Source organism: Bacillus cereus group sp. RP43, assembly GCF_040459645.1.
In the GTDB taxonomy this organism is placed as follows: domain Bacteria; phylum Bacillota; class Bacilli; order Bacillales; family Bacillaceae_G; genus Bacillus_A; species Bacillus_A mycoides_C.
Genome location: NZ_JARVHQ010000001.1, coordinates 615,640 through 631,352 on the forward strand (window position 1 = coordinate 615,640; position 15,713 = coordinate 631,352).

Below are 15,713 nucleotides of genomic sequence, written 5' to 3' on the forward strand. Positions count from 1 at the left end.
ATAAAATCTTAAGAAATCTCCTCAATTTTTATTAAGAAACGATAGTTATACTTAAACACAAGTTAAAAACTATTGAACGAATGGGGAGAGATTTACATGCAACTCATAACATTCTTACATGAATTTATTAAACACCCGAAACATACTGGTGCGATTGCGCCAAGTTCAAAAATATTAGCAAAGAAAATGGTAGATGTAATTGATTTTAATAGAGCGAAGTGCATTGTGGAATTAGGTCCTGGTACAGGAGTCTTTACGAAAGAAATTATGAAGCGAAAGAAGAAGGAGACAATATTTCTTCTTATTGAAATTAATGAAGTGTTTTGCAAAGAGCTAAAGAGCAAATTTAAAGATGAGCAGAACGTCATTGTTGTACACGGTTCGGCTGAAAATATAAAGAAATATATGGAAGAGTTCAATATAGAATGCATTGATTACGTCTTATCAGGATTGCCTTTTACTTCTTTACCAGAAGAAGTTTCAAAACGCATTTTAAACAATGCAATGGAAGCGATACATGAGAATGGGGAATTCATTACATTTCAATATTCACTTGTAAAAAAAGGATTTATACAGCATTTCTTCCCTGAAATTACACTAGAAAAAGTTTGGTTTAATTTCCCGCCAGCCTACGTCTTTAGCTGTAAAAAAGAGCTAAGGGGAGCATATGCATAATGGAGCTACATGAATTAATATCATACATTGAGCAGTATGGTTATTGGGCACTATTTTTTTGTTTATGGCTTGGCATTATCGGTATGCCGATTCCAGATGAAATGATTGTAATGAGTGGTGGATTTGTATCTTCATTAGGCGTATTAAGTGTAATTCCTGCGTTTTTATTAACATATTTAGGCGTTGTATCTGGGCTTTCTTTAGGTTACATACTAGGGAAAATATTTGGCATAAAAGTGCTTGAAAAATTGATAAAAAAGAAGAAGGCGAAGTACCTTTTAAAATCACAAGAGATAGTAGGGAAATATGGCCATTATGCATTAGTAATAAGTTATTTTATCCCCGTTGTGAGACATATCGTACCGTATTTAGTAGGAATGAATAACATGTCATTTAAAACGTATGCGATTTATTCATATGTAACAGGATTTGCTTGGACTTTAGTTTACTTTGTACTAGGCTCTATATTTGGAAAGCATATAGAAATGATAGTAACCATTGTAACCGAGTATGGTATATATTTTGGTGGCATCATTATCGTGGTTTTTAGTATTTCTTATGTGTATATGCATAAGAAGGATGCAGTGGTGGATTGATATAGTAGATAGAGAGTAGAAAAATAATACATAGATATTTCCTATATTTCACTTTTTTATTAGGGGATACATCCATGTTATTAATTTTTAGTATTATTTTAATAGGAATTATGGTCGGGATGAGAGTAGTAGCTTTAGGGATGATAGAGAGACATAGAAAAGAAGGTTTGTATGTGTATTGTCCTAAATATAGTGGGTAAATTCGAAGGGGGGATTCTGCTCCTTTTTGTTCAAAATGTAATTTGTTTTTTTAGTAAAGAATGATAGTAGGGATGAGTTTGAGCTATTGAAAAAGCTTTGCGAGGATACGCAAAGCTTTTTTGTATATTTTATTTTCTTTCGATTCACATTGTAGATAAGGAGAAAGAGAATCCTTTATTTTTCAGTTTATAAAAGATGAAGAGGAGAATTTATTATAGTTTTTGTAATAAGCGTTCGCCGCTTTCCATATTGCCTTTACATAACGGACATTTCGGCTCTTCTTCTAATGAAAAATTTTTACGCATCCACCCACGGCAGTTTTCTTCTTCGCATTCCCACACAGCAATTGCTTCTGGTTCTTCTACAGGTTTATCATTTTTTCTCCAATACATGTGATCGCTCCTTTAAATTGAAAAGTTTTTTAGAAAAAACAAAAAAGGTTGTTAACGTTTTTGTTAACAACCTTTTATTTATTCATCATACTATATTTTTTTGAAAAATGCGAAGTTTAGTAATTATTAAAGTTATAGTGAAATAGTTATTATACAAACGCAGGATTATAAATCATCGTAAAGTGCCCTTGCAACAATTCAATATGACACGGTGTATGAAGGGAACTTTCTCCATCTGTATCTACTTCTTTTTCTTCTTCTGTTTCAATATGAATGGATTTTGCTTTTACATGGAAGATGTCATTTTCATTTGAGTCTTCAAATAGTTTCTTTCCGATATAATCTTTAAACGCTTGAATGCCTGTTGACTTAACTACGAAAATATCAAGTGTTCCGTCATCACATTTTACGTTCGGAATAAAGGAAGGGATACCACCGAGATATTCACCGTTTCCAACCATAACAAGGACAGCTTCGTCTTCATATACTTGTCCGTCGTAAGTAATTTTTACTGGGAATGTTTCAGCATTTTTTACAGTTCGAATTGTGCTTAAATAGTAACCAATTTTACCAAGCTTTGCTTTCTCTTCTGCATCGATATTGTTTGATACTTCAGAGACGAGTCCAATACCCCAAAAGTTTAAGAAGTGTTGTCCATTTGCTTTTGCGACATCAATTGGTTTTACATGTCCTTTTGTAATGAGTTTTGCTGCTTCTGCAATATTTTGCGGAACACCAAGTGTGCGAGAGAAGTCGTTGCAAGTTCCGCCTGGAATGATTGCAAGTGTAGGTCTAGTTTCAAGAGGGGCTAAGCCATTTGTGCATTCAAATACAGTTCCGTCGCCACCAAAGACGATAATTAAATCTACTTTACTAGCAAACTCTTGACAATATTTTGTTGCATCACCTTGTTGTTTCGTATGTAGGATGCGTAAATCAGGAAAAGCCGTAGCAAGAGGTGGTACGATTTTCGTTAAGTTCGTATGTAAATCGCCTTGTCCTGCTTTCGGATTTACGATGAGGAGTACTTTTTCGAATTTTGTCTTTGTCATTTTTATTCTCTCCCTTTGTCTTTTACGAATCGTGATAGAAAATAAACTTCCACCAGTAATTGATGGAAGTTTATTATATTATTCCGTTACAACTGAAGCGATAAATGGTAAGTTACGATATTTTTCTGCACAGTCGATACCGTAGCCAACGATAAATTCGTCTGGAATTTGGAAGCCAACATATTCAGCTTTTAAGTCCACTTTACGACGCTCAGGTTTATCAAGTAACGTACAGAATTTCAATGCTTTTGGTTTATGCATAAAGAAGTGATCTTTTAAGAAGTGAAGTGTTAAACCAGAATCGATAATGTCTTCTACGACAATTACGTTTTTTCCAGTAATGTTTACATCGATATCTTTTAATAGTTTTACTTTTCCAGTTGTTTCGGTTTGATTTCCGTAGCTAGATGCAGAGATAAAGTCGATAGTTACTTCGTTTTTAATGTGACGAATTAAATCAGCAGCGAATACGAAAGATCCTTTTAATACAGCGATTACTACGATTTCTTCTCCCTCAAAATCACGTTCGATTTGAAGCGCTAGTTCTTTTACTTTTTCTTGTAATTGTTCTTCAGAAATTAAAGTATCTTTTATTTCAATTTTCATTTGAATCCTCCTACAGTGCAAAACTTGTGAACATTTCGACTGTAAAGGATAGAAAGGAAAAAGTCAAAGAAGATATAAGGTTTTTACAGAAATCCCCACAAAATAATCAGATGATATGATATACTGATTATATTAAGAAAACGCTTCCATAAAGGGTGATTATGATGAAAAAGAAACAGTATACAAGTGTAACATTTATAAAAGCATTGCTTTTAACAATTGTTCTTGGCATGTTGGCTTACATAATTGATGTACCTGCAATTCGCATTTCACTAATTGGAATGACTTTAGTATTAGGCGCAATTTCCCATGGTATGGTGTCGCAGCTGCAAGAGGCTGGACTTGATGATATGAAAAATCCTATAGATAAGAAATGAGAAACCTTCACGTATATAGAGTGAAGGTTTTTTCGTTTCTTACAAAAATGTAAGGTGATTTGTAAGACAAATCGATAGTTGCATAGTAGTGTTTTGGATAAACTATAAGTGTAAGGTAAAAGGCAAGCATATTTTAGGTAAATTAAGTTTTAGGCACTCTATATGTGAAAAAGGAGTAGGAGGGCATGGAGAAACATTGGACGACCTTTTCTTTTTTAGCAACTAGTAACACCGTAATGCTAGCTGGAGAAACGGATTTTTTGCAGATGTTTGATCGAGAAGACGATCATTCTTCTTCTAAATTTACAATGAAATGGAGTAAGTGGAGCGATAGTTGTAAATTGGAAGAAGAGGCCCCTAACGACAGGCAAAAAATTATTTTAACAAATCCTATTAAAGCATGGGTCGTTCAATGTCGTAAGTGTAACGTCAAAAATCACTTCAAGAAAACTGAGCCGAGACAATTAGTTATCACTCCGGCCCTTTCTACTTCTCAATCACGCGAAAGTAACAAATAAATATCGAGACACATCCAAAGAAGCATCGTATTTATACGGTGCTTCTTTCTTGTCCATAAAAAGTCCCTTAGCGTATGAAAGATTTGTTATGATTATAAAGGAATCTTACATTTTACATATGGTAGGAAATATGATGGAAGTAAAATTAGAAAAGGTGTGTATGATGAAAAAATATAGTGTAATTGCAGTAGCGAGTTTATTGGCAACAAATCTATTAACATTTCCTTCTAGTTCGCTAGCAGAAATTGAAAATAAAACGAGAAATAGTATAGAAGCCTTACCGGTTATACATAGTAGTAAGCAAAGTGAATTGCAAAAACAATTAGAAGTTATAAAAGAGCAGCAAATGGAATTAGAAAAAAGAAAAGATATTTTGAAACAGCAGGAAGAGTTATTTGTTAAAACTGATGAATTAAAACAGAAAAAAGAAGAGTTACTAAAACAAGATAGCGAAGATAAAGGGCAATTAGAAGAAGTTCAGCAAAAATTAGAAGAATTAAAGAAACAACAAGAAGAACTTGAAAAGAAGAATCCTTTAGAGGTAAAAGAGAAGAAGATTGATGAAAAGAATAACCAAGAAGAAACAAACTCGAATGAATTAGAGGAACAAACAAAGAAGGAAGAGCTTGGAGAGAATAGTCGATTAGAAATAGACGAAAAGAATAAACAAGAAGAGATAAATCCTGAATTAAAAGAGAAGCAAAAGAGAGAAGAATTAAAGAAACAGCAAGAAGAATTACTAATAAAGCAGCAACAATTGGAGCAGCAGCAAATAGAGTTAAAGCAAAAAGAAGAGCTTGAATTAAAGCGAAAAGAAGAGCAAGCAAAACAAGAGCTTGAATTAAAGCAGAAAGAAGATCAAGCAAAACAAGAACTTGAATTAAAGCAAAAAGAAGAACAAGAAAAACAAGAACTTGAATTAAAGCAAAAGGAAGAACAGGAAAAAAGAGAAGTAGAATTAAAAAGGGCAGTGAGTAATTTACAAGCAGCACCACAATCTTTCCATGATGTTCCAGGGTGGGCGGAAGAGTCTGTTAATTACTTAGTGAATAAAAAAGTAATTACAGGGATGCCGGATGGAACATTTTCACCGCATGGTGTATTAAGTAGAGCTGAAGCGGCTACAATTATGGCTAAAGTTTTAGGATTAGAAGTTAAAGAAGGGGACAAGCCGACCTTTATAGATTCGAAAGATAATTGGGCATCTTCCTACATTGCAGCGGTGGAAAAAGCAGGCGTTATTAAAGGTGAAGGAAACGGGAAATTTAATCCGTACGGTCAAATGACAAGAGCGGCAATGGCAACAATGCTTGTACAAGCATATCAATTAGATTTGAAAGTTAATGGAGAATTACCGACATTATTTAATGATGTGAAAGATCATTGGGGTGAGAAATTCATTAATATTTTAGTAGAATTAGGTATATCAAGTGGGATTGATGGAACACAGTGGCAACCTGATAAATCGATAACACGTGCGGAGGCAGCGCGACTTGTTGCGGTAACAGATCAATCTAAAGATAGTGAAGTAAAAGTGAAAAAGGTACATATAACGAAAAGTTTCTTTACGTATAACGAGCCATCATTATCATCAGGTATTTCAAATGAATATGCATCACAAGAAGTAAAGGTATATGAAGAAAGAGACGGTGGATGGATAAAAATTTATACGGATCTGGGTTTTAAGTGGGTGTGCTTAACTGAGAAGAAAGTGAATATAACGAAAAACTTCGTTACATATAATGAATCGTCATTATCGTCTGGTATTTCAGGCGAGTATACTCCGCAAGAAGTGACGGTTGTTGAAGAAAGAGAAGGCGATTGGATTAAAATTCGTACGAGTGTAGGTTATAAATGGGTCTGCCTAACTGAAAAGAAAGTACAGATTGATAGAGACTTTACTACTTACGATGCTCCGTCACGGTCTGCGACTGTTTTAGCGTATTATGGACCACAAACAGTAACTGTTGTAGAAGAAAGAGGAACGTGGCTTCGTATAAGTACATATGCAGGATACCAATGGTTAGACACGAAAAAGGAGACAAAGTATTTATCTAAAGTATTTTTTGCATATGACAGCCCTAGTTTTGTATCGCGTGTATCAGGGAAATATTCTCCGCAAACAGTAGAAGTATATGGTGAAAGAGAAGGCGGTTGGATTCAAATACAAACTAATAATGGTTTGAAATGGGTTAATGAAGGAAATGTTAATCGTAGTCAAGTGATATTGAACGTACCATCAATTTACCAATTTCCAGAATTACACAATGGCTGTGAAGTAGTTTCTTTACAAATGCTTGTGGAACATCAAATTGGTCGCTCATTAAATAAAGTAGCATTTGCGTTTGAAATGCCTTTTGATCAAACCAAATTAAAGAACTATAAAACATCATCACAAATTTGGGGAGATCCGGATGTAGGGTTTGTAGGTGATGTGACAGGAAATACGCCAGGATATTCTATTAATCCAGAACCATTAAAAAGATTGTTAGATAAATATGCAAGAGGAACAAATTTAACGGGAAATGATTTCTCAGTCCTAGAAGATTATGTGCGAAATGGGAAACCGGTTGTTACTTGGGTAACTGTAGCACTAAATAATCCAAGACCAATTACAACGTGGAAAACACCAAGTGGAAAAACAATTTATGGACGAATGAATACTCATGCGGTCGTTTTAACAGGTGTCGATGATAATTATGTATATTATAATGACCCATTTTATGGCACGAAAAATGTGAAAGTGAGTAAGAGTTGGTTTGCAAGTATTTATAATCAAATGGGGAAGAAAGCTTTAAGTGTAGACTAAATAAAAAAGGTTATCCAAGAGATTATTTTTGGATAACCTTTTTTTATAATGAAATCTTTAAAAGAACTCCATTTCATCTGCATCTTATATTTATATCTATTGTTTATTCTAGTGATACATCCGATGCGACGTGATGTAAAACGTATAAGAGGAGAGAATGAAAATGAAAAAGAAACTATTACCAATTTGTGCAATGGCACTTTTAACAGTAGGTTATTCTTCGGTAGCGAGTGCTTCAACTGGAACACTGACAAAGGAAGAAGCAGCGCAAGTACAGTCAGATGTAGCTAAAAAGGAAGCAGCAATTCAGGAACAGCAAAAAAATGATGTAGAGAAAAAGCAAGCAGCACAAGTACAAGAAAAAAGTGATATGGCTAAAAAAGAAGAAGCAATAAAAGCGCAACAAAAGAACGAAGTAGAGAAAAAGGGAGCAGCACAAGTACAAGAAAAAGGTGATGTGGCTAAAAAAGAAGAAGCAATAAAAGCGCAACAAAAGAACGAAGTAGAGAAAAAGGGAGCAGCACAAGTACAAGAAAAAAGTGATGTGGCTAAAAAAGAAGTAGCGAAGCAAGCTGTACAAGGTGAAAAATTACCAAACACAGCATCAAATAATGTAGCAATGATGGCACTAAGCGCATGTCTTGTAGCAATAGGCACATTATTTGGATTGAATCGTCGTAATAAAGTGAAGGCATAAAAATAAAGTGTTTATTAGCCTATAAAGAATGGGATAATTTCATATATTAAAAATGGTAGGATATCCCTACCATTTTTTGCATGGAGGGATTAAAAGTGACGATTTTAAATCGTATTGGGTTTACGTTAATGATAGCAGGTCTATTAATGGGAGCTTATTATTCTTTTGAATGGTATAAAGGAAAAAGTTCTGCACAAGATTTGACGACGGAAGAGATTAAAAATTTTGAGCAGCAAACATCTAAGCAGCATTCTAGTGAAGTACCAGTAAACGCGCAAGTACCTTCTTCTCAAATACAACATAAAGAAGGCCAAAAAGTGGCTATGTTAAATATCCCGAAAATAAAGAAGAAATTTTCTGTTTATTGGGGAGCGAATGATGCAACTTTGAAAAAAGGAGTTGGTATGTTTGTTAGTGATTTAACGACAACTCCATCTGGAGGAGGACATACTGTACTCAGTGGGCATCGAGATACTGTATTTACAGATTTAGGAGAGTTAAAAGAAAAGGATACTCTTATTTTAGAGTATGATAATAAAACTTACACATATGAAATTCAAAAGACATGGATTACCCATGCGGATGATCGTACTGTTATTATAAAAAAAGAAGAACCAATATTAACACTGACGACTTGCTATCCATTTGATTATATAGGGGATGCACCGGATCGATATATTATCGAGGCAAAGTTAATTACGAGTAATTCAAAATAAAATTATCAAGTACAAAATGCTGGCTACTTAAAATGAGAGGGGAAGACATAGATTATGTCAAAAAACATTTTAATTGTTGAAGATGAAGATATTTTACGTGAAATATTAAAGGATTACTTTTTGAGTGAACAATATAAAGTGCTTGAAGCGAGAGACGGGAAAGAAGCTTTAGTCTTATTTGAAGAAGAAGAGGTTGATTTAGTTATTCTTGATATTATGTTGCCAGAACTTGATGGTTGGTCTGTTTGCCGAAGGATTCGTAAGACGTCCGGGGTTCCAATTATTATGCTGACGGCACGTGTAGATGAAGATGATACGTTACTTGGGTTTGAGCTTGGGGCAGATGATTATGTTGCGAAACCATATAGTCCGCCTATTTTATTAGCGAGAGCGAAAAGGTTGTTAGAAAGTAGAAAAACAAAGAAGCCTTTAGAGAATGAAGATGATACGTTATCAATTCATGGCATTCATGTCCATTTTCCGTCACGTACTGTTACTGTTGATGAGGCAGACATTACTTTAACACATACAGAATTTGAAATATTAGTGTATTTCATGAAAAACCAAGGAATTGTACTAACAAGAGAGCAATTAATTTCAAGAATTTGGGGATATGAGTTTGCTGGTGATGATCGAACGGTTAATAGCCATATTCGTAATTTGCGAAATAAATTAGGAGAAAAATCAAAGCACATTACAACTGTAGTGCGAACCGGTTATAAATTCGAGGGGAACATATGAGAAAAGGGATTGTACTTAAATTATTTACCCTTACAACAGCCCTATGTATGTTGATTTTGGCGACGATATTTATTGGACAAACGATATTTTTTAAGCAATATTATGCGAATCGAAAAGTGGAAGACATTAAAGTGAATTTAAATTCTTTTGAAAAGAACTATTTAAATTATGCAGGAAGTGCAGATGGAATTCAGAAACTGGAGCAAGACTTTTTAAGAGAAAATAATACGTGGATTACAACATTAGATCAGAATGGGAATTTAAAACATACGGATGATTTTTATGTGGAGATTACTTTAGAGCGTTTGGAAGAGAAACAATTTGGACAAAAAACAATCACTATTCCTCTGTATAACCTCATGAATATAGATGAGATTGAAAGTAGGATACTACCTAGTTTGGTAGGAAAAAAGGTTTATTTTAGTGGTTTGCTAAGAAATGACAGTTTCATCACATCATATTTACAGTCAGCAGAGGGGAGTTTGAGCTGGGCTAATAAACCACTAAGTAAGAAGTTAGCTGAAAGGGAACTTAAGGAAAGTGAGGAAAAGCCAAGAGTAGCACAAGATTTAATCGGTGAGGAAAGAAAAAAAGTTGCTGGGAATTTGAGTGATTTGGAGAAGAAGAGGGTTGCTCAAAATTCCGATTTCAATATAAATGGAACAATTACGAAAGTGCAGCCTTCTGATGGAACAGTTCCCGTAAATCCAATTTATAAAAACAATTTGTTTTTGGATAATATAAAAGAATTTCAAGCTAATTTATTATTAAAAGAAAGCAATCAAATAAAATATGCAACACAAACAATGGACTTCGAAAAGAATGATATAAAATATAAATTATTAATCAAACCGATAAAAGAAAAAGACGGATCAATCACATATATATATGCGATGGCTTCTTTACAGCCTGTAGATGAGGCTGTACAAATGGTGCAAGATTATTACATCTATATTGTTGCATTTGTAGTCGTTCTAATTTTTCTAGCTTCGTTTTATTACTCAAAACAAATTGCAAAACCGTTACTAAGAATAAACGATACAACGAAAAAAATAGCGCATTTAGATTTTACAGAAAAAATTCCGATAACTTCAAAAGATGAAATCGGTGATTTATCGGAAAATATTAATACACTATCTAATAAACTACATTCACATATTGGACAGTTAGAAGAAGATATTGAAAAAGAAAGAAAGTTAGAAAACACAAGGAAAGAATTTATTGCAGGTGTATCGCATGAACTAAAAACGCCACTGAGTATTATGAAAAGCTGTATTTCCATTTTAAAAGATGGGGTAGCTGAACATAAGAAAGACTACTATTTTCAGGCGATGGAAAAAGAAGTAGACAAGATGGATATACTAATTTTGGATATGCTTGAATTAGCTAAATTTGAGTCTGGCACATATAACATGAAGATGGATTCTTTCTATATCGATGGAGTGATTGAAGAAATATGTGAACAGCTTTCATCGGAGATAGAGAAAAAAGAACTGAGTGTGCACAAGCATATATGTCCAGCTGAAGTGGTTGGGAATCAAAATAGAATTGAACAAGTTATAGTGAACTTCCTTACGAATGCAATACGTTATACACAAAATAAAGAGAATATCATTATTTCCACAATAGATGAAAAGGATCGTATCAAAGTGTGTATTGAAAATAAAGGCGCCCACATTGAAGAAGAGCAATTAGATAAAATTTGGGATCGTTTTTATCGCGTGGATGCAGCTCGTCAGCGTTCACAAGGTGGAACGGGGCTTGGGCTTGCTATTTCAAAGAATATTTTAGAATTGCACAATGCTGAATATGGGGTAAAGAATACAAAAGATGGTGTGTTATTTTACTTCTACTTACCGAAAAAAGCGTAGACAATACATGTTACGCTTTTTTAATTTAATTTCATATTATCTTTACCTAATCTTTATTTTTAAACAGTATACTTTGAATAGAAAATGAGGTTATGTAAGGAGTAGATTAGCCGTGAATAGCAATTTACTAGGTGTGATGGTATTTATTTTCTTTTGTGCATTTATTGTATTTATTATTGATATTACGATATGAAAAAAGAGCGCTCATTAGGCGCTCTTCTTTTCTCTATTCATTTGATAAGCACCGCTGCTTTTGAATAAGCGTGGTGAAGTTTTAAATAAAAGAATTAGTAATACAGTACATAGCATGAAAGAACTGATCATAGTACTGCCGTTTACAATTAATGAATATAAGACAGCTGATTGACCTTTTGGTGCATATTGGCCAAAGAAAATAATACCAGCAATAAAGTGACAGAAATAGCGTGCAAAACTACCGACAAATGTGGCAATGATCATGTAAACGAGTGCTTTTTTTCCTTTGTTTTGTTTGGGCTTATCTTTGCGACTGCCAAAACTTGGATGATCTGCATTACTATTGTCTGCGGCAAGTGCTTTTTGAATTGGACGATAGAATAAACCAGCAAATCCGATAAAAGCAAATGCAATGAAGTACTCAATGAATGCTTGAACAGGTGTTAAAATGTAAGCATCACCTACGACGATTTGTAAAAGTCCCCAAATTAAGCCACCTAGGAAAGCCGTTTTGAATCCCCAGCGGTATGCGATAATAAAAATAGGAATCATAGCGAATGAGATGGAACCGCCTGTTGGAAGTTTGATTGATAATGGTAAAATATCGATGACCAAGGCGAAGGCTGCAAGAATAGCAGATTCGATCATCGCTTGTAAATTAGTGTTACGCATGTTGTCTCCCCCTAAATCCAAGTTGCACAAAAAAAGAATAGATATCATAGGAGGATACGAAATACGTAAATAAAAAGAGGTATGTATTTCGGACGTTTGCACAATCCCTGCGTTAGCATTAACTAACAGGTTCGAAGGGTCGGAACGAAGTGTTCCCTCTCAGCAGCATGGCTCCCCCAGTGATAACGAGATTCTTTATTTGCTATTGTTTATTGTAAGCGAAATGGATGAGAATGGCAAACGAATCTAGTATGACAGTGATTGAAATATAATTGTATTGAAATGTTAATAAATATGAAGCAAAAGGGTATAGTACAAGAGAAATAGAGTGTGCTATAATTTGTCTGAAAATAATTATCATTCTCTTCTGAGGGGGAAGGTTATGAGCTTAGTAGATATTAAAATCGGTGAGAAAGTGTTAGTAAAAAGCGTTCAGTCTTTAGACCAATTATTAAAGAGAAGACTGGCAGCTTTCGGTCTTTCTGAAGGAAGCGAACTTCGCATGAAGCAGAAAGCGATGTTCAAAGGTCCTTGTACATTGGAGTGTCGTGGACAGTTAATTAGTATTCGTCATTGTGACGCGAAAATGATAAAGGTGGAATTAGCGTGAATAAGGTAGCTTTGCTAGGGAATCCGAATACAGGGAAAACATCATTATTTAATGCACTGACAGGTTCTTATGAATATGTAGGAAACTGGAGTGGTGTAACAGTAGAAAAAAAGGTTGGTAAATTAAAAGATAAGCAGGGAACATTAATCGATTTACCAGGCGTCTATGATTTAAATCCAGTTTCACGTGATGAAGGGGTTGTAACAAACTTTCTACTAACAGAAGAATTTCAGCATATGTTAAACATTGTGGATTCTTCGCAATTTGAGCGGAATATGCATTTAACGTTGCAATTGCTTGAATTTGGTAAGCCAGTTTCAATTGGTTTAAATATGGTTGATGTGGCGAAGCAAAGAGGAATTGTTATTGATGTAAAACGATTATCAAAACTATTAAGTGTGACAGTCGTTCCTGTCATCGCAAGAACTGGAAAAGGCTGTGAAGAATTACTTACGACTCTTAAAGAAAATGACAAAAAAGAGAATAGGCCATTCATTATTTCATATGGTGTACAAATGGATGAAGGGATTGGAGAGATAATCGCCCTTTTAGAGACGGCGAATTATGAGCATCCAAGATGGTTAGCCCTTCAATTTCTAAGTAATAACGAAGTAGTAGAAAAAGAAATGAAAGCATTACCAATTTATAAGGAACTTGTAGCCATTCGATCTCGTTTAGAAGAAAAACTTAATTGTACGTTGGAAGAGCATATTTACAAAACTCGTGAAGCGTATATTGAAAAGTTAAAAACAAATGTTATGAAGCATGAGAAAGAAGGGAAAATTCCTTTTTCGGAAAAAATCGATCAGTTAATTACACATAAAATTTTAGGACTTCCAATCTTTTTAGCAGTTATGTTTTTTATTTTTCAGGTTACGTTTACGTGGATTGGTACACCGTTATCTGATCTGTTAGATGAGTTTTTGGGTGGGCAGCTTACGGATTGGGTAACAGCTGGACTCACAAGTGTTGGTGCTTCAGATTTTATTCAAGCACTCGTTACAGAAGGTATTATTGCAGGTGTTGGTGCTGTATTAGTATTCGTTCCACAAATCTTTGCACTATTCTTTTTCATTTCATTATTAGAAGACTCGGGATATATGGCGCGAATTGCGGTTGTTATGGATAGAATTATGGAGTTCTTCGGATTAAACGGAAAAGCATTTATCCCAATGATTATCGGGTTTGGATGTAATGTACCAGGTATTATGGCGGCGAGAACGATTGAACAGGAGAAAGAACGTTTACTTACAGTTTTAGTAACTCCATTTATGTCTTGTTCAGCACGTTTACCTGTATATGCATTATTTGCGGGAGTATTCTTCCCTAATAGTCAGGCGACTGTTGTGTTCTCCTTATATGTTGCGGGAATTGTCCTTGCGTTATTAGTTACAAAAATTATGTCTCTTACAATTTTAAAAGCGGAAAAATCTATTTTCGTAATTGAATTACCTCCTTACCGTGTGCCACAAGCGAAAACGTTATGGCTAAGTACATGGGAGAAAGGTAAAGGATTTGTTCGTAAAGCGGGTACATTTATTTTCGGTGGTTCCGTTGTCATTTGGTTATTAAATTATGCAGGTCCATCAGGATTTGGTGTTGATATGGGAGACAGTTTCTTAGCAATGATTGGTGGATTTATTGCACCACTATTTGCACCGCTCGGCTTTGGAACTTGGCAAGCTGGGGCATCCCTTTTAACAGGATTTTTGGCAAAAGAAGTTGTCGTTTCAACAATGGCGATTATTTATGCGGTTAAAGAAGATGTGCTAGGAAATGTAATGGGGGCACATTATACTGCTTTATCAGCGTACGCATTTATGTTCTTTGTTTTATTATATGTTCCGTGCTTAGCGACAGTAGCTGTTATTAAACGTGAAACAGGATCGATGAAATGGACAGTTTTCTCTGTCGTTTATCCGCTCGTTGTTGCTTATGTATTAACGCTCATTATATACCAAGTTGGATCCTTACTCGGATTCTAGAAGGAGATGTATCGCGGTGATGGTCAATATTATAATTGGAGCTATCATTTTTGGTTATGCAGCATATACGTTAGTTAATTTTGTAAAGAGAAGTAAAAAAGGAAAATGCGCAGCATGCTCTTTAAATAAGTCATGTCAGTCGCAAACTTGTAGTCCGGATATGGAGCAAATTGCTCATAAATAGAAAAAAGCTTTGCGAATTTCGCAAAGCTTTTTTTATTATTTAATTTTAACTAATTGAGCTTCTTCTGCTGCTTTTCTATGATCAGCCATTTCTTTTTTAGGATCTTTATTCATTTTTAATACACCGACAGATTTTTCTTCTCCTGTTACTTTTCCGTATGCAGCATCATCGACGATTGCAAACATATCTGTATAAGAACGACCATCACCAATAATTGAATTACCTTCATATTTCAATTTTGTACCATTAATTTCGGCGTTTTCTACTTTTTCTTTCGCAAATAATACACCTTGTTCGACTGTTACTGCTGGTAATTTATCAATTGCTTTTGCATTGTCTTTTTCTACTTTCTTAAGTAGTTCTTTCTTCACTAACTCTTCACCAGTTTTCTTATCCATTACAAGTACTTTTTTACCTTCTAATGTCGCAAGTTTCATTTTGTATGTGTTCTTTTCTTTTATGTCAGATTTATTTTTATCAATGATTGAATTCACTTGTTGGTCACTACCGTAAGCAACGATACCGTTCGCTTTTTCTCCTAATAAAGAACAACCTGATAATGCTCCGAATGAAATTGCTGCTGCTAACCCGATTCCTACTAATTTTTTCATGATGATTTCTCCTTTTTATATGTTTTATAGTAAATACAGTTTTTGTATTAGTTCTTACATGTGGAGAAGCTTGTTTGCTGCTTCTGGTATTAGTGTATAAGAAATATGGAAACGTAACTATCGAGTTAGCTTACAGTAACATTACACTTATGTAATTTAGTGAAATCGCGCAAAAATAAGTTGATTTTGGAGGCAGAAATAATAA

General features: G+C 34.4%; 17 protein-coding genes and 1 riboswitch. Of the genes, 12 read left to right on the forward strand and 5 right to left on the reverse strand.

What is annotated here, in order from left to right:
- The first annotated feature begins 96 nt into the window (after window positions 1-96).
- On the forward strand, window positions 97-675 hold the full coding sequence (locus tag QCI75_RS03165; protein WP_144506743.1) for a class I SAM-dependent methyltransferase: 579 nt from the start codon (window positions 97-99) through the stop codon (window positions 673-675).
- Window positions 675-1,271 (forward strand): DedA family protein, encoded by a 597-nt coding sequence (locus QCI75_RS03170; RefSeq protein ID WP_144506742.1) that lies wholly within the window; start codon window positions 675-677, stop codon window positions 1,269-1,271. The genes QCI75_RS03165 and QCI75_RS03170 overlap by 1 nt, the downstream gene beginning before the upstream one ends.
- A gap of 413 nt (window positions 1,272-1,684) precedes the next feature.
- On the opposite strand, the gene QCI75_RS03175 is transcribed toward QCI75_RS03170, so the two are convergent.
- The 3 genes from QCI75_RS03175 to hpt form a co-directional block, all read right to left on the reverse strand.
- Window positions 1,685-1,864 (reverse strand): cold-inducible protein YdjO-related protein, encoded by a 180-nt coding sequence (locus tag QCI75_RS03175; protein ID WP_144506741.1) that lies wholly within the window; start codon window positions 1,862-1,864, stop codon window positions 1,685-1,687.
- 149 nt (window positions 1,865-2,013) lie between these two features.
- Window positions 2,014-2,916, reverse strand: coding sequence for a diacylglycerol/lipid kinase family protein (locus QCI75_RS03180; protein WP_144506740.1), 903 nt, complete (start codon window positions 2,914-2,916; stop codon window positions 2,014-2,016).
- Between the two features lie 78 nt (window positions 2,917-2,994).
- Window positions 2,995-3,522, reverse strand: coding sequence for a hypoxanthine phosphoribosyltransferase (gene hpt / locus QCI75_RS03185; RefSeq protein ID WP_000687586.1), 528 nt, complete (start codon window positions 3,520-3,522; stop codon window positions 2,995-2,997).
- 161 nt (window positions 3,523-3,683) lie between these two features.
- On the opposite strand from hpt, the gene QCI75_RS03190 reads away from it, so the two are divergent.
- The 7 genes from QCI75_RS03190 to QCI75_RS03220 all read left to right on the forward strand — a co-directional run bounded on the left by QCI75_RS03190 (window position 3,684) and on the right by QCI75_RS03220 (window position 11,251).
- A complete protein-coding gene (locus tag QCI75_RS03190) occupies window positions 3,684-3,899 on the forward strand; it encodes a hypothetical protein (protein ID WP_144506739.1) in 216 nt (71 codons plus the stop codon).
- A gap of 185 nt (window positions 3,900-4,084) precedes the next feature.
- Window positions 4,085-4,417 carry a hypothetical protein gene (locus QCI75_RS03195; RefSeq protein ID WP_144506738.1) on the forward strand — a complete coding sequence of 111 codons (333 nt, stop codon included), beginning with the start codon at window positions 4,085-4,087 and terminating at the stop codon, window positions 4,415-4,417.
- A 160-nt stretch (window positions 4,418-4,577) separates the two neighbouring features.
- Complete coding sequence (locus tag QCI75_RS03200; RefSeq protein WP_144506748.1) at window positions 4,578-7,226, forward strand: S-layer homology domain-containing protein; 2,649 nt, start codon at window positions 4,578-4,580, stop codon at window positions 7,224-7,226.
- A gap of 163 nt (window positions 7,227-7,389) precedes the next feature.
- Entirely contained in the window at window positions 7,390-7,923 is a 534-nt protein-coding gene (locus QCI75_RS03205; protein WP_144506737.1) for an LPXTG cell wall anchor domain-containing protein, read from the forward strand.
- Window positions 7,924-8,018: 95 nt separating this feature from the next.
- Window positions 8,019-8,639 carry a class D sortase gene (locus tag QCI75_RS03210; RefSeq protein ID WP_144506736.1) on the forward strand — a complete coding sequence of 207 codons (621 nt, stop codon included), beginning with the start codon at window positions 8,019-8,021 and terminating at the stop codon, window positions 8,637-8,639.
- A gap of 54 nt (window positions 8,640-8,693) precedes the next feature.
- Complete coding sequence (locus QCI75_RS03215; protein WP_144506735.1) at window positions 8,694-9,380, forward strand: response regulator transcription factor; 687 nt, start codon at window positions 8,694-8,696, stop codon at window positions 9,378-9,380.
- Complete coding sequence (locus QCI75_RS03220; RefSeq protein WP_353759963.1) at window positions 9,377-11,251, forward strand: sensor histidine kinase; 1,875 nt, start codon at window positions 9,377-9,379, stop codon at window positions 11,249-11,251. The genes QCI75_RS03215 and QCI75_RS03220 overlap by 4 nt, the downstream gene beginning before the upstream one ends.
- Before the next feature lie 207 nt (window positions 11,252-11,458).
- Here the strand turns inward: QCI75_RS03220 and thiT are convergent, their stop codons facing one another.
- Complete coding sequence (gene thiT / locus QCI75_RS03225) at window positions 11,459-12,118, reverse strand: energy-coupled thiamine transporter ThiT (RefSeq protein ID WP_144506734.1); 660 nt, start codon at window positions 12,116-12,118, stop codon at window positions 11,459-11,461.
- Window positions 12,119-12,204: 86 nt separating this feature from the next.
- Window positions 12,205-12,306: riboswitch (TPP riboswitch) on the reverse strand.
- Between the two features lie 194 nt (window positions 12,307-12,500).
- Between thiT and QCI75_RS03230 the strand changes: the two genes are divergently transcribed.
- Genes QCI75_RS03230 through QCI75_RS03240 form a run of 3 tightly spaced genes read left to right on the forward strand, consistent with a single transcriptional unit; the run spans window position 12,501 to window position 14,897 of the window.
- Window positions 12,501-12,728, forward strand: a complete 228-nt coding sequence (locus QCI75_RS03230) for a FeoA family protein (protein ID WP_000060519.1) — start codon at window positions 12,501-12,503, stop codon at window positions 12,726-12,728.
- Window positions 12,725-14,713 carry a ferrous iron transport protein B gene (feoB, locus tag QCI75_RS03235; RefSeq protein WP_144506733.1) on the forward strand — a complete coding sequence of 663 codons (1,989 nt, stop codon included), beginning with the start codon at window positions 12,725-12,727 and terminating at the stop codon, window positions 14,711-14,713. The genes QCI75_RS03230 and feoB overlap by 4 nt, the downstream gene beginning before the upstream one ends.
- Window positions 14,714-14,729: 16 nt before the next feature.
- On the forward strand, window positions 14,730-14,897 hold the full coding sequence (locus QCI75_RS03240) for a FeoB-associated Cys-rich membrane protein (RefSeq protein WP_000989597.1): 168 nt from the start codon (window positions 14,730-14,732) through the stop codon (window positions 14,895-14,897).
- 35 nt (window positions 14,898-14,932) lie between these two features.
- Here the strand turns inward: QCI75_RS03240 and QCI75_RS03245 are convergent, their stop codons facing one another.
- Window positions 14,933-15,508, reverse strand: coding sequence for a lipoprotein BA_5634 family protein (locus tag QCI75_RS03245; RefSeq protein ID WP_144506732.1), 576 nt, complete (start codon window positions 15,506-15,508; stop codon window positions 14,933-14,935).
- Window positions 15,509-15,713 lie beyond the last annotated feature (205 nt).